Below are 18,164 nucleotides of genomic sequence, written 5' to 3'. Positions count from 1 at the left end.
ATTGCAAAATTCTAAAATTGAAAGATTGGAATATTGAGATGGAAGGTGGTGTGCTTCAATATGCTCTGCACGAGAGTTTTAAGGTTGAAAGGTGTAAGCAAAACTCTGGTATTAGCATCAAGTCGTCTCATCTGCCCGTAAATCGCAATTCGTAAATCGTAAACATCCACATCTACTACTTCGTATGGACTCCGTTAATCATTCTCATGATTCCCAGTGGATTTCCATCTCGCAGGGCATCAGGAAGCAATTCCTGCGGCATGTCCTGGAAGGCAATCGGTCTTGCAAACCGCTTGATCGCATGGGCTCCGACAGAGGTGCTGTTTGACGCAGTCGTCGATGGGTAAGGCCCGCCGTGCTGCATTGCATAGCCGACTTCCACTCCTGTCGGCACGCCCTTGAATAGCAGTCGGCCGCATTTTTCTTCGAGAAGATTAAGCAGGAAAAGCTGGTTTTGCAGCTCCTCTGCCTCCGCCCAAACGGTGATGGTCAGCTGGCCATGCAGTTTTTTGGAGATTTCGAGTAGCTCGTCTTCGTTTTGATAGACCACCATCATGGCAAACGCACCGAAGACTTCTTTTTGGAAAACGGCGTCAGAAAGCCAATCGGAAGCTTTGATCTCCGCCAAAGCGGTGCTTCCGTTGATCAGGTGCTTCGGATCCGCCACTTTGACCCAGCGAAGTTCCTCTCGGGATTGCAAATATTGGATCGAATCGTAATAGGCTTGGGCGATTCCTGGATGCAGCATCGGCGCAGAAGCAATTGCGTTGAGTTCGGCAGCGATGGCGCTTTCAAAGGCTTTTGCCTGGCTTTCCGGCACGAAGATCAGTCCGGGGTTGGTACAAAATTGTCCCACTCCCAAGGTCAGCGACCCGATAAAGGCTTTTGCCATCGACTCCAACTCGTTTTCCAGCTTTTTCGGAAAGGTGAAAATCGGATTCACCGAACCCATTTCCGCGTAAACCGGAATCGGCTCGTCGCGTTTGTTAGCGAGATCGAAAAGCGCCATGCCACCCACATGCGATCCGGTAAAAGCCACCGCTTTTGCGATAGGATGCTTCACCAATGCCTGACCTTCGGCGATCCCGCCCTCAACGTGCGTGAAGAGCGCAGCCGGCAGGCTACATTTCAGAATTGCCTGATGAATGCAGTCTGCTATTTTTTTGGAGGTTTCAGGATGTGCTGGGTGGGCTTTGTAGATCACCGGACAGCCTGCCGCCAAAGCTGAGATGGTGTCACCGCCGGCTGTGGAAAACGCCAAAGGAAAATTGCTTGCACCAAAAACCACGACTGGACCCAGCGGAGTCAGAAATCGACGGATGTCTGCTTTAGGCAGTGGAGCGCGGGTTGGATCGGCAGGATCTATGGTCGCTTCGACCCAAGAACCTTCTTTGACCAGGTTGGCGAAAAGCTTGATCTGGCCGGTTGTCCTTCCCAATTCGCCGTTGATTCGTCCCTCAGGCAGATTAGATTCTTTGACAGCCAAGGGGACGATGTCCGCTCTGTTTGCCTCCAGGATTTCCGCCAGAGTTTCTAGAAACGCGCCTTTTTCTTTTCCAGGGAGGTTTTTGTAAAAAAGAAAGGCTTCTTGGGCGGCACTGAAAATTGAGTCGAAGTTCATAGAATTGTAAGATTGTAAGATTGCAAAATTGGAAAATTGGCCCCAAAGAGCATTACTCGACAGGTCTTGTGTCTAATATCTTGCTTCTTGAGTCTATTTTACAATTTCGGTCTTTTTGCCAAGCCCTCGGTAATGATTCCTTCGATTCTTTCTCGTTCTTCTCCGATCAAGGTCAATCTTGGTGCACGCACATGCTCAGATCCGATGCCGCAGTGCTGCTCGGCCAGCTTGATGTATTGCACCAGTTTCGGATGGATATCCAACTCCAGCAAAGGCAAAAACCAACGGTAGATTTCTCTCGCCTCTTCGATCTTTCCTTCCTGCACCAAGTTGAAGATGGTCACAGTTTCCTTGGGAAAAGCACAAACCAACCCAGCTACCCAACCCACGGCACCCATCAGCAACTCTTCCATCGCCAGGGTGTCCACACCACAAAGCAGCGCATATCGGTCACCGAAACGGTTGATCATTCGAGTCACGTTAGAGATGTCTCGGGTCGATTCTTTGATAGCCTGGATGTTTTCACATTCAGCCAGCTCCGCAAACATGTCGATCGTCACCAAAGTCTTGTAATCGATTGGATTGTTATAGATCATGATCGGAAGCTTGGTCGAGTTGGCGACGGTCTTGAAGTAGGTCACCACTTCTCTCGCATCTGCCGCATAGCGCATCGGAGGCAACATCATCAAGCCGGAAGCTCCCAGCTCTTCGGCTTTTTTAGCCCAGAAAAGTGCGTCCTGCGTCGCTCCTTCGGCGATGTTCAAGATTACAGGAACCCTCCCGTTGATGTATTTTACAGTTTCGCCAGTGAGTGTGATCTTTTCTTCTTGGGACAAAACAGAGCTTTCACCCAGCGTTCCGCCAAGGATGATCCCGTTCACGCCGGATTCCAGTTGGAAATCCAGGTTTTTGAAAAACAAGTCCATGTCCAGACTTCCGTCTGCGTGAAATTTGGTGGTGACTGCGGGAAATACGCCTTTCCAATTCATAGTATGTTCGTTTTGATGATTGCGATTGATGGAAGGGACTTGAACCCCTCTTGAAATTCAATTCAAAAGTAGCGGTTCAGATTTCGGAATTCTTTCACAGGATTAGTAGTTTATGGTACTATATTGATCGATTAATTGATTGATATTTAATATTGAATTCAATTTGATACCACTTTCTGAGTATGGCGAAGATCATTTCCTTTCAGATTCCGAAGTCCCATCGGGAATTTGTCCGCTATCAGCAGGATCGTGGGCGGCACTTTTACGATAGACTCCACCAGCATCCGCAGCTGCAGTTGACGGTGATCTTGGAGGGAAAGGGGCAGTTTCTGAGCGGGGACTATGTCGGCCGGTTTCAGGCCGGGGATGTGTTCTTTTTGGGGGAAAATGCCCCCCACGTCTTTCGGAGTGACCCGGAGTATTTTGAAGAATTGGGCACCCTGACCTCGGCAGGAGACACTGTTTTCTTTGATTTTGCTGCTTTTGGAAAGGCCCTCGGTGACTTGGAGGAACTGGAGGCGCTGCGCAAATTCAAAGAGTTTTCGGGTTTGTGCTTTCAGATTTTTGGAGAGAGCAAGCGTAGGATCCTGGAGATATTTGAGGTTTTTCCCCCGAGTGTCGGCTTAGGTCGCTTCCAGTTGGCTATTCAGTTACTTTCCATCCTGGATCAATCCGGAGAAGACATCGTTCCGCTCAACCGTCCGACGCTTTTACGGGGACTATCGGAACGGGATGGGAAGAGGATGAATCAGGTGATGCAATTTTTGCTTGAAAACCGCTTTCGTCCGATTGCTTTGGAAGAGGCTGCTGAGCGAGCCAACCTCAGTAAAGAGGCCTTTTGCAGGTTTTTCAAACTGCGCACCCGGATGACCTTCACCCGATACCTCCTGCAGCTCCGAATCAGCGAGGCGCAAAAGCTTTTGCAGGAGACCGATCTGGGAATCTCTGAAATCGCCTTTAAGGTAGGCTTCGAAAACCTCTCCTATTTCAATCGAAGTTTCAAATCGGTGACGGGAGTGAACCCAAATTCTTGGCGGAAAATAGATAGAAGCGCGTCATAACGGGGAAAAATTTCCCCGAAAAAGGGATCTGACGGCCTGATTATTTCGGGCTATAAAACCTGGAAATCGATGAATAGGGCTCGTAAGGGGGCTTTTAGCAGAGTTTTCCGAGTAACGGCACCTAGTTTGGGACTAATAAGGGAAACCAAACTACCTATGAAAAGACTATTGCTGATCGGTGCATTTTTATTCACAGGAATTGTGACCTATGCACAAACGGAAAGAGACCTGGAAGATATCAACGAAGATAACTCCTGGCTGAAGGCAGGTGTGAATATTGCAGCTCCTCTCGGAAACACTGCGGATTTCTCCTCCTTTATCTTGGGCCTTGATGTAGCGGGGCAGTTTATGCGAACCGACAATTTCGGTCTCGGAATCGCGTCGGGCTATTCCCATTATTTCAAAAAATCAGATGTACTAGGATCTGATGATTTTGGTGTAATCCCGTTGGGAGTGATGCTTAGGTATTACCCACAGCCGGAAGGGTTCTTTGTCGGGACTGACTTAGGATATTCCTTTTTCACAGGAACCGGTGGCGGGGAGACTGGCGGGGCCTACTTCCGTCCGCAGATCGGATACCACAATTACAACTGGAACATCTTCGCCTACTATAACCAAATCTTAGTCTCCGATCCCTTCAACGACGTACAGAGCTTAGGGATTGCGTGGACCTACAATATTCGATTTAAATAATTCATCTAACCACTTTTTACCATGAACTATCTAGAAAACAAGTACTCGAAAATTACGATTTTGGCTCTTTTGGGCCTGTTGATCTCCTTTCAGATCTTTGCGCAAGATGGAGGTCTGGATATTGACATTGACCTCGGTAAGCCAGAATGGTACGAGCAGCCTTGGGTCTGGGTCGTTGGCGCGGCAGCGTTTATCTTGATTCTCGTCGCTGTGGTGCGAAGGAAGAGGTAAGTCACCGGAGCATGCAAAAAAGGTCGCCTTGATATGAAGGGCGACCTTTTTTTTGGTGTTGTGCCCGTCTTTTTTGATCTATTTAAGGCAAGTGAAAACGTTGTTGGCTCAATTGTCACCAATTGTTAGTTGTAATCTGGGTATTGGTGTTAAATCGGATGAAGGAAAAAACTAATTAAATGGCTGAAAATAAAAGCGGCTGTTTCCAATAGATCGGAAACAGCCTCCTGTAAAAACTTGATGAATTTCTATTTTCAGTAACTTACTCCCACCGCTTTGGCGGCATTTATTCTACCCATCCCATACAAAGGATCCCTTCCAGGTGATCCCAAATCATCTGCAGAAGCTTTTATGGCTGCAGCAACTTGCGTGGGACTCATCGAGCCTCCATTTTTGCCGATAATCAAAGCAGCTACACCAGCTGCATGAGGCGACGCCATGCTTGTGCCTGCAGACCAGTTATAAGAACCGATATTGCCGACACTCAGCACCATATCAAAGGCCCAACAAGGGATTGTTACCCCCGAAACAGTACAAGGGGCATTGCCAGGTAGCGCAAAATCTCCTCCGGGTGCCGCGAAAGTGACAGCTGGAGTTCCGTAGTTAGAATAGGATGAAAACCGATCCAAGTCTGTAGAAGGATTGAGAGCCCATCCCATTGGTCCAGTTGCGGAAATCGAAAGTACATTGGGTATATCGGAAGGTATATTGATGTTGGACTTATCTTTATTTCCATTGGCCCCATCATTACCAGCGGCCGCAATTACTGTAACTCCCTTTTGGTTGGCATAGTTGATTACACGGGTCAAAACAGTGATTAACTCCTGAATCGCCTTGGTTTCATTGACGATAAAATCATCCGAGGGATCATTTGGGGTACCGTTGTCATCCCAAAACTTCCCATTTCGAGGAAGATATGCACCCAAGCTCATATTGATCACATCTACATCCTGTTCCACGGCATCCAAAATACCTTCGTTAAGCCAGGAGAATTCCCCGCTTCCGGCATCACTCAATACTTTAATCAATGCCAGCTTTGCTTTGGGAGCTACCCCGACGACCCCAATATTGTTGTCCAGGGCTGCCACCGTACCTGCCACATGGCTTCCATGGCTAAATCCATTTCCAACAAATTGTGCTCCCTCTCCAGGCACAAAACTCTTCGCATAGATAATGTTCCCAGACAGATCCGCGTGGTCAAGTCGAAATCCACCATCCAACACAGCCACAGTTACTCCCTCACCTTGGTAGCCTGCAGCCCAAGCTTCCGGAGCATGAATAGCTAAATGTCCCCACTGAAGTGGAAAGCGGGTATTGGTATTGGGATTGTCGAAAGATTCAGGAAAGAGACTTTCGTCAAGTTCAAAAGTCTTTGGAGTTTCGATCCACATCCCCGTGATATCCCGGATGACAGACTGGACTCCGGGGACTTTTGCCATTTTGGTCGCAAAATCTGGAGCATCGGAGCTGGCTGTGGCTACTCCCACCTCTGCCATCAATGCAGAGATTTTACCATTTGCATTTAGCACCGCTTCTTCCAAGCCCGAAGGAAGGGAATGAGAAGCGGAGATAATAATGTATTGCCCTGTTACCAGGGTAAACTGGGGGCTGTCTTCTCCGAGCATTCTTGCGTTAATGTTTTCAGCATTTTTGGAGGCGATCTCATCGGCTTCAGAGAGAGCGACATTGGGCTCTAATTTCTGCTCGATACAGCTATAACTGATGCCGACGATCAAGGCACCCAGGAAAAAAGGACGATAAAAGGACTTTTGCATAGGACTTGGGTTTAGTTGAAGAATGGAACAAAATAAATGTTTAGGTACTGAAAAACTATGCGAAGCAAATAGGCAAGAACTGGCTAAAAAATCATCCAATATCAGATGAGGATGGGTCAATCAAGTTCCGCGATTTTCTAAATTTTTTAATCGAAGAGAATTTAATGAAAAATATGCGAATGGCCGTTTGTATTTGATAAAATAATCTCATAGGGCTGGACATCGACCTTGATGTCGGCGAACTTGAATTGGTGGTCGACGGGGCAGCATTTATCTTGATTCTCTTCGCCGTAGTGCGGAGGAAGAGGTAAACTGTTGGATTTATCAAAAAAGGTCACCCTGAACTAAATGGGTGACCTTTTTTATTTTACTCGATCAATAGCCGTTCTGACGTTACGGGATTTCCACACTGATCGTATTGTCATCAGGAATCCGGTCAATCAGCTTGTTGTAGGGATCGATGCCCGCTTTGGCAGGCTCGCCTTTCACACGGAATGTCAGCGTAGTTTCGCCGGGCTTGATCTTGTACTTCTGGATGTAAAGTGGATTGGTGCGTGCTCTTCCATTTTCATCAGTATCATCGGCTGCAAACACGCCGATATCGATGTAATCCCCCTCATATTCGGCGTTGGTTTCACGGCCGGTCTCGTCTGCATATATTTTTTGAGACTTGATCTTCAGGGTGATTTCATATTCTCCTTCTGAGATTTTTTTAGCTTCGGCTGTTTCGGCTTTGTTGTCGTATAGCGCCAGTTTATTCCATGTGTCGTCCAGGTAATATTGGAGACTGTCCGGCGTCACAGCCTTCAGATGGCGATAGAGATCAGAGCTACCGGGAAAGGGCGGGGTTTCTTTCAGCCCAAACTCCTGATTGAAGGAATACAGCGCGGAATCAATCGCCTCGGGGCCGATCAGATCTCTCAATCCATAGAGAATCAAGCTTCCCTTATTGTACCACTGATACGAACGGTTGGTGTTGATGAAGGTATTTTCTTTTTTGGCTTCATTGCCTCTTCCGCGCAGGTAGCGATCCAGTTCATCCTTCAGAAACCGCTTCATGTTGTCTTTGCCATACTTTCTTTCCGTCAGGATCAGGGCGGAATACTCGGCCAAGGCTTCCGAGATCAAGTTGGCGCCACGTGTCGCATTGGGAGTGATCTGGTGTCCCCACCACTGATGCGCCAGCTCGTGGGCGGTCACATAATACACATAGTCAAAGGCATCGGGATCGCTGAAATTTGCCACCCAGCCAAAGTCTTCCGAGAAAGGAACCGTGTTAGGGAAAGACTGCGCAAAACCTGCGTAGCGGGGAAACTCCAGCAATCGCATCTGCTTAAACTGGAAGTCTCCGTAAGTCTCCGAGAAGTAGGTCAAGCCATCTTTGTATGATTCCAGGAATCGATCCAAGTTGTACGCATGCTTTGCGTCGTGGAAGATCTCGATGTCGACCTTTTGCCCGCTCGGAAGGGTTGTTTGATCTTTCAATACCTCATATTCTGCGGACACAAAGGTAAAAAATGACTGAATCGGCGTGTCCTGGATGTAATGGAAGTACCGACGGCCGTCTTCCTCCCACTCCCGCTGCAAGTAGCCCGGCGCCACCGCAATCTGCGACGGGATCGTACTGACTGTTGCCTCAAACTGAATAAAGTCAGCTTCATCCGCGAATAGCAGGGTCATCCTGCCTTTGGGGTCGTCATGGGGAGGAAGATCCTCGGGTCTCTCCGGGAGCTCGTATTTTTTACGATCCTCGTCGGAGGTGATTTCTTGGTTTGGATCGTAGCCGATTTCGGGGATTCCTCCGCTGAAAAACGTTCCGTTGTACACCAGTTCCCGGCCGTATCCTGAGTTAGGAAAGCCTTTGTTTTCGACCTTGCTGACGATAGTCAGGTTGAGCGTGTCGCCCGGCATCATCGTCTGCGGAAGCGCGGTGATCTGATACCATTCCTTCTCGGGTTTCTTCCCAAAAAGCTGGAATTTTGGAGATTCAAGATCCAAGGGAAACCGATGAGCGAGTGTGTCACCGTCCAAAACTACTTTGAAATCGCTCAGTGAAGTAGAGTTGAAGTGTACGGAGTCTATCGGCGAATCGGTCTTGTTGACCAGTTCGACTCTTGCGAAGAAATAGGCGTTCCGATCCATGGGATACAGATCCGCCTGGATATTGACTTTGGTGTATTTGGGTTGAGGAATGCCCTCATACTTTTTCAGTTGCTTTTCGTAGGCCACTTGCTGCTTAGTGCCCTCCTCCGAGGTGACGTAGTCATTCTCATACACCACGGTGTGGTAGATATAGCCTCCGGAAAGCAAAGCAATCGCAAGGAAAACGAACGACAGTCTCGGAACAGGTTTGGAAAGTCGGGATTTGGCAGTGATCCATCTGCTTTTCCAGGAGTTTTCCGTGCCGCGACTGAAGAAGATGCTGAAGAAAAGCACCAGAAAAATCCCCCAAGCGGTCCAATAGATATTAAACCAAATCAATGGCTTCGCAAAATGCCCCAGCCCATTCATGTCGCTCCAAGTGTATCCGGGCTTGTAGCTGAAGAAAAACAAATTGAAGTTGTAGTCAGCAAAATCCCGGAGAATAATCATCACCAACCAGATACCGATGGCCGCGGCATGCCCGCCGAACTTATTGTTGACCAACAGATGCACTGCGAAAACCAGCAAAACCATCTGCAGGTAATCCGGGAATGAGATCAGAAAGCTGTCGATCAGGTAGACGTCCAAATCATAGTCAAAATACCCTTTGAGCGTCTGCACAACGATGCCCACCAAGATAGGAGTGGTAGTCAGGATCAGACAGATCAAGGCCATTCCGAGAAACTTCGAGGCAATCACGACTCCGTCTCTCACCGGAAATGTGTCGTTGATCACCGAGTAGCCGGTGGCCTTGTCGCGATGGAGGCTTTCCCCGGTGAAAAAGACGATGATGATGAAGACGAATAGATTGTAATCATACGTCTTGTACTCCATCAGGAAGGACGTCGAGGGGAAGTTGGGTACGCTGTAGAGCGTGCTTCCTATCCAAAAGTCCAACACCAGAAAGATCAGCCCGCCTAAGAGAATGGAGCGGAAATAGATGTCCTTGCCGATGTTCTGAAACTCGATCTTCGTGAGCGTTTTTAGACTGTTCCATTGGTAGTTTTTGGAAAAATCTGAGACCACACTGATCTTTTTGCTGATGAAAGCAGGTGTAGCTTCTGCCTTTGTTTTGGTCTTTTTCTGAGAAGTCTGAAAGAAGTAGCTAAAGCTAAAGCGCATGTATGCGGCTATGAAAAACACCAGCCCAAGACCCGACCACAGCAGGCGGTTGAGCAGGAGATTTCCTTCCAGCGGAAGGAGAAAGGAGTTCTTTTCGTAAGGCGTGAGGTAGCGTGTCTGGAGATTGAGCGTGTTAAGTCCGAAGGGATCGATCAGCTGGACGAGGTCCTTGTTTTCGATATCCTGCGAAAGGAAATTCGCCAGCAGGTACACGATGAACACGACGATACCACCAGAATAGATCGAGCGGATGTTTCGGGTGAAGACGATCAGCGCAAAGAACAGCGAACCCGCCAACCAGAGATTTGGCAGCAAAAGAGTGAACCAGGGCTGGAGGTAATTCATCAGCAGATTTGGCCCGTACCGCTCCGCATCTGTCCCGAACGTGGGGCCGAGCAAGCTTCCCAGCCAGATACCAAGGATGGCTCCCGTAGAGATGAATAGTAGTGTCACAAAGGAACCCCAAAATCTACCCTGAAAGTATGCGAATTTGGTGATCGGGTAGCTGAAGAGGAAGGTGCCAGTCTTGTGCTCCAGATCCCGATACAGCGGCACGCCCATGATCGCAGAAGCGATGAGAATACCAAAGATGGATATCAACACCAGCAGCTGAGCGACCACATACGGGGAATTGTGGAAGACCTTTTCGGAGGCAGGCGTATTGCCAAATCCGATCAAAAGCACGGCTGTGACCAACAGAAGAAGAAAATAAATCCAAGTAGCCGGTCGCCCAAATCGGTATTTGAGCTCGAAGAGAAAGATGTCTTTGAACATGGCGTGACTCAGATCGTGATAGGATCGACTTTTTTGGAAATGAAGCTGAAGTACACGTCTTCGAGATCTGCCGGCACCGGCACAAAGCCGTTGCCCAGGTCTGTGTCACTCTCGACCCGGAGACTCAGTTTGCCTGAGATCAGCTTGGTGGAGATCACGTGGTACTCCTTTCTGTACTCGTCCAGTTCGGTTTTTTCGATGGATTTTTGGTAGATTTTTCCATTGACCATCGCGAGTCCGTCCTTTGGTTTTCCCTGCATCAGCACTTCCCCCATACAGATGATGGCCATATTGGAGCAGAGCGTATTGACATCTTCGACAATGTGAGTGGAGAGGATCACGATGGTGTTTTCCCCGATTTCCGACAGGAGGTTATAGAATCGGTTTCGTTCCGAAGGGTCAAGTCCAGCCGTCGGTTCGTCCACGATGATCAGGGACGGATTTCCCACCAAAGCTTGGGCAATTCCAAAACGCTGGCGCATCCCGCCTGAGAAGGTTCCGAGGCCTTTTTTACGGTCCTTGAAGAGGTTCACCCGGTTGAGAAGCGCCTCGACGAGTTCTTTTCTTTCCGCCTTGTTTCCGATGCCTTTCATCTGGGCGATATGGTCGAGCATCGTTTCCGCGTTGATCCGGGGATACAATCCAAAATCCTGCGGCAGGTAACCCAGTCGCTCCCTCACCGCTTGTTTGTCCTTCAGGACATCCACTCCATCCAGCATGATCGAGCCCAGATCCGCGTCCTGAAGCGTGGCGATCGTGCGCATCAGCGTGGATTTTCCCGCGCCGTTTGGCCCGAGTAGACCGAACATTCCCTGCGGGATGGTGAGAGAGATAGCGTTCAAAGCCCTCACTCCGTTGGAGTAGGTTTTGGTGAGGTTCGAGATGATTAATTCCATACGTGTTGGGAAAAGTGGGTAAAGGTTGTTGGTGGAAGTCTGTGGGATTATTGGGAGTCAGCTTCGGTTTTTAATATAATTAATTGGTTTCAAACGACTTCCATAAAATTTTGTTAAATGCGGAATACTGCTTGTTAGAGCAGAATTTCCGTGATTGGTTACAGATTTTTCAAAAAAATAGCCCTAATTGGAATGGATCTTTTTTACCGAAAAACTGAAAAACCGATATAAACCACTGACTATGAAAAAAATAATACTTTCCCTGGCGCTGGTATTTTGCGCCACGTTGGGTTGGGCGACCGAGTTGGTCAACCTGATCCAGACCTATCAGGCGGATAGGGGTGCGCTCGGACGACTCTACACCAACCGATTATCAGCAGAATATTTCACACGGATGCTGACGTTCAATCAGGACTATCTGAAGACGCTGCAAGCTCAGAATTACGATGATCTTTCCGAAGACGGAAAGATCGATTACGTCCTCTTTAGAAATTCCCTCGAAGAGCAGCTTGCAGAGCTGGATCTGGAGCGAAGAGCATTTGATGAGGTCAAATCCGTCGTGGCATTTGGAAGTTCTCTGGAGGAATTCGTCGTGGCGAGGAGAAGAGCCAAGCAGCCCGATTCGCAGAAATTGGCCGCCAGCTGGGATCAGGTAGCCAAGGCAGTGGATGCGCAGCTGAAAGCGCTCCCGGCGTCGACCAAATACACGTCCTGGCAAAAGGCCGACCTCGCCGCCCAATCCGTGGAGAGCCTAAACAAGGTGGTAAAGGAAGCTTACGACTTCTACTTTGACTACGATCCGTCATTCACCTGGTGGATGCCGGAGCCTTGGAGTAAACTGGATGCGAGTATGAAGGCTTATGCCAAAGGGTTGCGCGAGCACTATACCAATTCCGTCAAAGATGACGGCAGTGGAATCATCGGAAAGCCGATCGGACGGGAGGCTTTGGAGAAGCAATTGGGTTTTGAAATGATAGCCTATTCTCCGGAGGAGCTGATTGCAGAAGCGGAGAAGCAGTTTGCCTGGTGCGAGAAAGAGATGCTGAAGGCCTCCAATGAACTGGGCTTTGGCAATGACTGGAAAGCTGCGCTGGAGATGGTGAAAAACACCTATCTGCCAGCCGGAGCTTGGCCGGAGGAAGTGGCCAGGCTGGGGGAGGAAGCGATCGGAATTATGGAAAAAAATGACTGGATTACCGTTCCTGAATTGGCAAAAGAAACCTGGAGAACAACGATGATCTCTGCCGAAAGACAGCGTGTGAGCCCGTTCTTCCTCGGTGGAGAAGTTATCCAGATCTCTTATCCTACTTCTGAGATGAGCCACGACGACAAGATGATGTCCATGCGCGGTAACAATCCGCATTTTTCACGCGCTACCGTCCAGCATGAGTTGATTCCAGGACACCATTTGCAGCAGTTCATGAATCAGCGCCATATGACCCACCGCCGGATGTTCGGGACGCCGTTTTGGACCGAAGGCTGGGCGCTTTATTGGGAGTTTGTACTTTGGGATCGCAATTTTCCACGGGATGCCAAAGACAAAGTCGGGATGCTTTTCTGGCGGATGCACCGCTGCGCGCGGATCATTTTTTCCCTCAACTATCATCTTGGAAACATGACTCCGCAGCAGTGCATCGACCTGCTCGTGGACAAAGTTGGTCATGAGCGCGCTAACGCTGAGGCCGAAGTGAGAAGATCATTTGAAGGAAGCTACGGTCCGCTGTACCAGATTGCTTACATGATTGGAGCCTTGGAAATCTACTCCATGCGCAAAGAGATGGTAGACTCCGGCAAGATGCCTGAAAAAGAATTCCACGACCTGATCATGACGCAAAATGCGATGCCGATTGAGATCCTGAGAGCCAAAGTAACTGGCAAGCCTTTGGACAAGAATCATAAAGCCAGCTGGAGGTTTTTGGATTGAAACAGCTTTGAAGAAAAAAACGTAAATTCGACTAGTTCTCAATTTTAAATGTCAATCCTGTGAACGCAGAAAAACTCAAGCTGAATCTCATCCAACGAGTGATGAAGATTGAAAAAACCGCCACATTGGAAAGGATTGAGGATTTAATCATCCAAGAAGAAATGCAGGCAAGGTTCAAAGAATCTTTGGAGGATATTAAAGAAGGGAGGGTTCATTCATTGGAAGAATTTAAACAAATGAATGAAAAATGGTGGAAGGAACGAGCTTCGAAATAGTCCTCACAAGGTCGGCCATTTTGAGGTACCAAGATGATATTTATCCGTACCTGAATTCAAACTTTAGTCCGAGACGGGTTTTTGAAATCGACGTAGAAATTTTTGAGATAGTAGGCTCACTTCGATATCAGCCACACCGTAGTTCTAGAGAGCCGACTTTGAGTGAAAGCCCCAAAGCTGTTCGGTATCTCCTGTATCGGGCTAGCAACAATTTTGAACTGAAGATTTTATTCTATGTCGAGGAACTAGCTCAGAGGGTATTTGTTACGGATTTCTTTCCCACTCGAATGAATCCATCCAAAATGAAAATCAATTAATAAAAAAAGGAAGCTCGAAAGCTTCCTTTTTTGTTTTTGATAGGTTGAAGAACTCAATCCGGCATGTTTTTCAGCTTGATCACGATCACTCCGTTTTCTCCAGCTTTTCCATATTTTTCAATGGCTTGTTCTCCTTTGTACACTGACATGCTTTCGATGTCATCGGGGTTTAGAGATTCAAAGGAAACTACTTTTTTCAATCCGGATTTGGTTTCGATGTAGTAAAGCGGTTGGCTTCCATTTCCATTTACGCTCACGGCGATCTTTGGCGAAGAGGAGATCGACACTCCATTGACAGTGGCGGTACTTGTACCGGTGCCCGAGATCACATGGACAGAGTTGCCGGAGATCGAAGTTGCTGTTGCGACTTTATAAACCTTGCGCTCTTCGAGCTTGGTGATTTGCTCGGGAGTCAGCTCGTTTTTAATGGAAACCATGGTGTTGAGCTGCGTCTTTTTCATCTGGTTTTCCAGCCTGAGAACTTCGTCCATTTGCTTGGAAGCTGCCGCTGCATCGATCTTGGGCTGATCCAGTATCTTTTTCAGCTTAGCCGTGGCATCATCCAAGTCCCATTTTAGCGTGGAAAAGGACCCGGCATTGTCCGCGTGCAGTTTTTTTATTTTGGCCACTTGGGCATCGGTCAGCTCGATGTCATCTTTCACTTCCATCAGATTTGTGGTCGTGTAGATCTTGTCTTTGAAGATGTTTGGATCAGCAATTGTCACATAGTTCTGTTGCGCGTGGGCAAATCCGGCCAAGCAGAACAGGTAGATAAAGAGTATTTTTTTCATGGGATTTTGATTTTTGAACTGGAATAGTTGGTTTAGCTAGTATTCGGTGAGGAGAGAGGCTGTCGGGGATTCCCAGATGTCCATCTCGTTGGTATGTTCGATGTTGAATTGCATTTCTTGATTGGGGCCCTCTTCCAAGGTGATGATCACTACCTCGCCTATCGGGGCAGGAGGAGCAGGGGGTTCTTTTTCTCCAAGGAGAAAAAATCCTGCAGCCAAAGACGCAGCAATTCCCACCGGAATCCACCAGTTGATCGTGTTGGTCTTTTTGATCTCAGGAAAATCCGGCACCGAAATACTTTGATCCTTTTCTTTCATGGCCTGAAAGAACCCCTGTAATTCTTGGTCTACTTCTGGCTTTCTCATTTTTCTATCCTCATTTTTTCGATCCACTCTCTCAGTTTCTTCTTCCCCCGGTCGTAGTGCGTTCGTACCGTGCCAATGTGGAGCTTGAGCACTTCAGCTGTCTGCTCCAGGGTCATCTCATGGTAGAAAACCATCAACATGACCTCCTGCTGCATCTTAGGAAGACGGCGAACCAAGGCTTCGTAGTTTTCCGGTTCAGCCTCCGGTTCGTCCCAAATGACTTCGACTTCTGAATCCAGACTTTCCGATTTTCCCGATTTTCTCAGTTCATCGATGGCGGTAAACCGGATGATCGTGAAGAGCCATGTTTTGCAGTTGGTATCGTGCTTCAGTTTCGCTTTCCCTTCCAGGATCTTCAGGTAAACCTGCTGGATCACATCCTTGGCCAGTTCCCCGTCGAAGCCACAGCACTGCCTCGCCCAAAGGAAGGCTTCTCTGTGATGGTCGCGGAGAAAAGATTCTAGCTGGCTGCGGTTCATTTACATGGTTTAATCGGGTTCTTCAACCCTTTATATGACAAGTGTTCGAAAAAAGTTGGAAGGTTGGAATGTTGCAAAGTTGGGCCATCCTTCCAACTTTGCAACCTTACCGCTTTCCGACCAAATGTGGACTCCCCTTATCCGACAATTCCGCCACCACCTTAAGCTTGAGAAGTCGCTTAGCGATAACACCATCGAGGCCTATTCACGCGACGTGGAGAAGTTGGCAGACTTTTCAGAGCGGGAGTTTCCCGGCAAAAGCCCCTTGGACTTGGAACTGGAGCATCTCCGGAGATTTGTAAACGCCCTGGCAAAACTCGAAATCTCACCCTTCACGCAAGCCCGCATCATCTCCGGAATCAAGGGGTTTTACCGCTTCTTGATGTACGAGGATCGGATCAAGGAAGATCCTTCCCAGCTTCTGGAGGCTCCCAAACTCGGCAGGAAGCTCCCGGATACGTTGAGTTTTCAGGAAATCGAGCAGCTGCTGGAGGCGATCAAGCTTGGCGATCCGGAAGGCCATCGCAACCGGGCCATGCTGGAGATGCTCTACAGCTCCGGCTTGCGGGTGAGTGAGCTGGTCGAATTGAAAAAAGGCCAGGTCTTTGGCGAAATCGGCTTTCTAAAAGTGGTCGGCAAGGGAAACAAAGAGCGCCTGGTACCCGTCGGAAAAGATGCTTTGAAGTATCTGAAACTCTACGAAGACCACGTACGCGTTCATCAGACTCCGACCAGAGGCCACGAGGAATTTGTCTTTCTCAATCGCCGTGGCCAAAAACTGACCCGCGTGATGGTCTTTTTGATCATCAAAAAGACGGCTGAGAAAGCCGGAATTCACAAAAATATCAGCCCACACACCTTCCGCCACTCTTTCGCTTCGCACTTGATAGAAGGTGGAGCAGACCTGCGCGCCGTTCAGGAGATGCTGGGCCATGAGAGCATCACGACCACTGAGATCTACACTCATTTGGACCGGGATTATCTGAGACAGGTGCTGACAGACTTTCATCCGCGGAAGTGAGGTCGAGAACCTACCACAGCTCCAACCGGCACCTCGAAGGGAACCGTCTTGTCGGCTCGAGATTCAATTTAAATTCCCAACTTACGGCTTCTATGAAGCAGTTTCTCTCGACTGTAGTCGCTATCGTGATTCTTTTCTCCTGTACCGGAAGAAAGACTTCAGAAACTGCAGGCGCCCCCGATCTACTCCCAGCACGCTCAAATCTTTCGGGCAAAGAGCTTGCCGCCACTCATTGTGCCAGGTGCCATTTGTTTGTAGAGCCCAGTACGCTTCCTCGATCGAGTTGGAGGGACGACGTCCTTCCTTCGATGGGACATCGGCTCGGGTTTTACAAAGGCGATCACCAGCCCGACAGTTTGTTTGGTCGCGGGGAGAATGAGCGAATCATCAGAAATGCCAATGTCTATCCGGAAAGCCCGGCAATGGCTAAAGAGGATTGGGCCAAGATCGTGGCCTATTATCTGGAGAATGCTCCAGACACCATCTTGCCGCCCCGGAGAAGCAAAAAAATCACGATGGGTTTAAGGCATTTTGCCTACAAGGAAGCCTCCTACGCAAATCGTCCGGCGATGACGACGATGGTCAAAATCCTTTCGGATCATAGGGGAATCGCCTACAGCGACGGCAAAAGAGAACAAAGCGTGTTGACCTTCTTGACGCCTGAACTGGAGAAAAGCTATGATTTGGGATTTGGCACGACACCGGTAAGTTTTTATGAAAAAGCCGATACACTCTACCTGACCATGGCAGGAGTGGGTGTATTTCCGAATGATCTGCCTGGGGGATCGCTTCAAAAACTCTCCAAATCAGGAGGCTCAGAATCCTATAATGCCGCGACACAGGTGATCGGAGGAATGCAGCGACCGGTGCAAATGGCCTACGGAGACCTGAACAACAATGGCCTGGAAGACATTGTCGCCTGCGAATACGGCGATCTGACGGGTAGCTTGGTTTGGTTTGAGAATAAGGGAAGGAATCGCTACTTCAAGAAAATCCTGCGGGCCAAACCAGGCGCAATTACCTCCATCATCAAAGATGTAAACGGCGATGGGCTTCAGGATATCGTAGTGCTGATGGCCCAGGGCGACGAAGGTGTGTTTTTATATACCAACAAGGGCAATGGCAGTTTTGCCGAGAAGAAGCTGCTGTCGTTTTCTCCGCTCAATGGCTCGCTGTACATCGAGCTTGCCGACTTCAACAACGATGGATTTGATGATCTGATCTATGTCAGCGGTGACAATGCCGACCGTACTCCCTTTCTGAAATCGTACCACGGCATCTACATTTTTCAGAACGACGGCAATTTCAATTTTGCGCAGTCTTGGTTTTATCAGCTGAATGGAGCCTACAAGGCTATCCCGCGTGACTATGACCTCGACGGCGATCTTGACATTGCGGCCATTTCCTATTTCCCAGACTACGTCCAGTCTCCGGAGGAGAGCTTCGTCTATCTGGAAAACAAGGGTGATTTGACCTTTCAGGACTATTCTTTTCCAGAGGCCACCAATGGGCGGTGGTTTGTCATGGATACGGGTGATATGGACGGGGACGGCGATATCGATCTTGCGCTTGGATCCTTTGTCTACTTCGAACCCATGGGAGATACCACGGGATTGGGTAAAAAGTGGCTAAAAGATGGCCCATCTGTCGTGGTATTGGAAAACACCATCCGCTGATTGTTGTTTGC

Annotated in this window: 15 protein-coding genes; 7 read left to right on the top strand and 8 right to left on the bottom strand. The window is 48.6% G+C overall.

What is annotated here, in order from left to right:
• Positions 1-175: 175 nt before the first annotated feature.
• Together G459_RS0104815 and G459_RS0104810 are read right to left on the bottom strand one after the other, a co-directional pair.
• Positions 176-1,642: an aldehyde dehydrogenase (NADP(+)) gene (locus tag G459_RS0104815; protein WP_281171884.1), complete on the bottom strand. Its 1,467-nt coding sequence runs from the start codon at positions 1,640-1,642 to the stop codon at positions 176-178.
• A 77-nt stretch (positions 1,643-1,719) separates the two neighbouring features.
• The gene (locus G459_RS0104810; protein ID WP_026966620.1) at positions 1,720-2,610 is read right to left on the bottom strand and encodes a dihydrodipicolinate synthase family protein; all 891 of its coding nucleotides are present in this window, start codon (positions 2,608-2,610) and stop codon (positions 1,720-1,722) included.
• 182 nt (positions 2,611-2,792) lie between these two features.
• Here G459_RS0104810 and G459_RS0104805 point away from each other — a divergent pair, with 182 nt between their 5' ends.
• The 3 genes from G459_RS0104805 (at position 2,793) to G459_RS0104795 (ending at position 4,595) form a co-directional block, all read left to right on the top strand.
• The gene (locus G459_RS0104805; protein ID WP_026966619.1) at positions 2,793-3,671 is read left to right on the top strand and encodes a helix-turn-helix domain-containing protein; all 879 of its coding nucleotides are present in this window, start codon (positions 2,793-2,795) and stop codon (positions 3,669-3,671) included.
• Positions 3,672-3,827: 156 nt separating this feature from the next.
• A complete protein-coding gene (locus G459_RS0104800) occupies positions 3,828-4,364 on the top strand; it encodes a hypothetical protein (RefSeq protein WP_035455183.1) in 537 nt (178 codons plus the stop codon).
• A 21-nt stretch (positions 4,365-4,385) separates the two neighbouring features.
• Complete coding sequence (locus G459_RS0104795) at positions 4,386-4,595, top strand: hypothetical protein (protein ID WP_026966617.1); 210 nt, start codon at positions 4,386-4,388, stop codon at positions 4,593-4,595.
• A gap of 254 nt (positions 4,596-4,849) precedes the next feature.
• On the opposite strand, the gene G459_RS0104790 is transcribed toward G459_RS0104795, so the two are convergent.
• From G459_RS0104790 to G459_RS0104780, 3 genes are all read right to left on the bottom strand, one after another.
• Positions 4,850-6,370: a S8 family peptidase gene (locus tag G459_RS0104790; RefSeq protein ID WP_245588127.1), complete on the bottom strand. Its 1,521-nt coding sequence runs from the start codon at positions 6,368-6,370 to the stop codon at positions 4,850-4,852.
• A 393-nt stretch (positions 6,371-6,763) separates the two neighbouring features.
• Positions 6,764-10,408 (bottom strand): ABC transporter permease/M1 family aminopeptidase, encoded by a 3,645-nt coding sequence (locus G459_RS0104785; RefSeq protein WP_026966615.1) that lies wholly within the window; start codon positions 10,406-10,408, stop codon positions 6,764-6,766.
• An 8-nt stretch (positions 10,409-10,416) separates the two neighbouring features.
• A complete protein-coding gene (locus G459_RS0104780) occupies positions 10,417-11,304 on the bottom strand; it encodes an ABC transporter ATP-binding protein (RefSeq protein WP_026966614.1) in 888 nt (295 codons plus the stop codon).
• Positions 11,305-11,545: 241 nt separating this feature from the next.
• Between G459_RS0104780 and G459_RS0104775 the strand changes: the two genes are divergently transcribed.
• A complete protein-coding gene (locus G459_RS0104775) occupies positions 11,546-13,228 on the top strand; it encodes a DUF885 family protein (protein ID WP_026966613.1) in 1,683 nt (560 codons plus the stop codon).
• A 59-nt stretch (positions 13,229-13,287) separates the two neighbouring features.
• Positions 13,288-13,503, top strand: coding sequence for a hypothetical protein (locus G459_RS0104770; RefSeq protein WP_026966612.1), 216 nt, complete (start codon positions 13,288-13,290; stop codon positions 13,501-13,503).
• A 370-nt stretch (positions 13,504-13,873) separates the two neighbouring features.
• On the opposite strand, the gene G459_RS0104760 is transcribed toward G459_RS0104770, so the two are convergent.
• Genes G459_RS0104760 through G459_RS0104750 form a run of 3 tightly spaced genes read right to left on the bottom strand, consistent with a single transcriptional unit; the run spans position 13,874 to position 15,456 of the window.
• Positions 13,874-14,611, bottom strand: a complete 738-nt coding sequence (locus G459_RS0104760; protein WP_026966610.1) for a Spy/CpxP family protein refolding chaperone — start codon at positions 14,609-14,611, stop codon at positions 13,874-13,876.
• Positions 14,612-14,647: 36 nt separating this feature from the next.
• Positions 14,648-14,977 (bottom strand): hypothetical protein, encoded by a 330-nt coding sequence (locus G459_RS0104755; protein ID WP_026966609.1) that lies wholly within the window; start codon positions 14,975-14,977, stop codon positions 14,648-14,650.
• Positions 14,974-15,456 carry an RNA polymerase sigma factor gene (locus tag G459_RS0104750; RefSeq protein ID WP_026966608.1) on the bottom strand — a complete coding sequence of 161 codons (483 nt, stop codon included), beginning with the start codon at positions 15,454-15,456 and terminating at the stop codon, positions 14,974-14,976. The genes G459_RS0104755 and G459_RS0104750 overlap by 4 nt, the downstream gene beginning before the upstream one ends.
• Positions 15,457-15,580: 124 nt before the next feature.
• Here G459_RS0104750 and xerD point away from each other — a divergent pair, with 124 nt between their 5' ends.
• Both xerD and G459_RS0104740 read left to right on the top strand, forming a co-directional pair.
• Positions 15,581-16,477 carry a site-specific tyrosine recombinase XerD gene (gene xerD / locus G459_RS0104745; protein WP_026966607.1) on the top strand — a complete coding sequence of 299 codons (897 nt, stop codon included), beginning with the start codon at positions 15,581-15,583 and terminating at the stop codon, positions 16,475-16,477.
• Positions 16,478-16,569: 92 nt separating this feature from the next.
• Complete coding sequence (locus G459_RS0104740; protein WP_026966606.1) at positions 16,570-18,153, top strand: FG-GAP repeat domain-containing protein; 1,584 nt, start codon at positions 16,570-16,572, stop codon at positions 18,151-18,153.
• The last annotated feature ends 11 nt before the right edge of the window (positions 18,154-18,164 follow it).

Origin of the sequence: Algoriphagus terrigena DSM 22685, assembly GCF_000429445.1 — a bacterium.
Lineage (GTDB): Bacteria > Bacteroidota > Bacteroidia > Cytophagales > Cyclobacteriaceae > Algoriphagus > Algoriphagus terrigena.
The sequence above is the reverse complement of the archived record's forward strand: the minus strand, read 5'-3'. Positions and strand labels throughout refer to the sequence as shown.

Excerpts from the sequence above, each read along its gene's own strand:
- G459_RS0104800 (WP_035455183.1), top strand. The coding sequence starts at position 3,828 with ATGAAAAGACTATTGCTGATCGGTGCATTTTTATTCACAGGAATTGTG.
- G459_RS0104790 (WP_245588127.1), bottom strand. The coding sequence starts at position 6,370 with ATGCAAAAGTCCTTTTATCGTCCTTTTTTCCTGGGTGCCTTGATCGTC.
- G459_RS0104785 (WP_026966615.1), bottom strand. The coding sequence starts at position 10,408 with ATGTTCAAAGACATCTTTCTCTTCGAGCTCAAATACCGATTTGGGCGA.
- G459_RS0104805 (WP_026966619.1), top strand. The coding sequence starts at position 2,793 with ATGGCGAAGATCATTTCCTTTCAGATTCCGAAGTCCCATCGGGAATTT.
- G459_RS0104780 (WP_026966614.1), bottom strand. The coding sequence starts at position 11,304 with ATGGAATTAATCATCTCGAACCTCACCAAAACCTACTCCAACGGAGTG.
- G459_RS0104740 (WP_026966606.1), top strand. The coding sequence starts at position 16,570 with ATGAAGCAGTTTCTCTCGACTGTAGTCGCTATCGTGATTCTTTTCTCC.
- G459_RS0104795 (WP_026966617.1), top strand. The coding sequence starts at position 4,386 with ATGAACTATCTAGAAAACAAGTACTCGAAAATTACGATTTTGGCTCTT.
- G459_RS0104750 (WP_026966608.1), bottom strand. The coding sequence starts at position 15,456 with ATGAACCGCAGCCAGCTAGAATCTTTTCTCCGCGACCATCACAGAGAA.
- xerD (WP_026966607.1), top strand. The coding sequence starts at position 15,581 with ATGTGGACTCCCCTTATCCGACAATTCCGCCACCACCTTAAGCTTGAG.
- G459_RS0104810 (WP_026966620.1), bottom strand. The coding sequence starts at position 2,610 with ATGAATTGGAAAGGCGTATTTCCCGCAGTCACCACCAAATTTCACGCA.
- G459_RS0104755 (WP_026966609.1), bottom strand. The coding sequence starts at position 14,977 with ATGAGAAAGCCAGAAGTAGACCAAGAATTACAGGGGTTCTTTCAGGCC.
- G459_RS0104775 (WP_026966613.1), top strand. The coding sequence starts at position 11,546 with ATGAAAAAAATAATACTTTCCCTGGCGCTGGTATTTTGCGCCACGTTG.
- G459_RS0104760 (WP_026966610.1), bottom strand. The coding sequence starts at position 14,611 with ATGAAAAAAATACTCTTTATCTACCTGTTCTGCTTGGCCGGATTTGCC.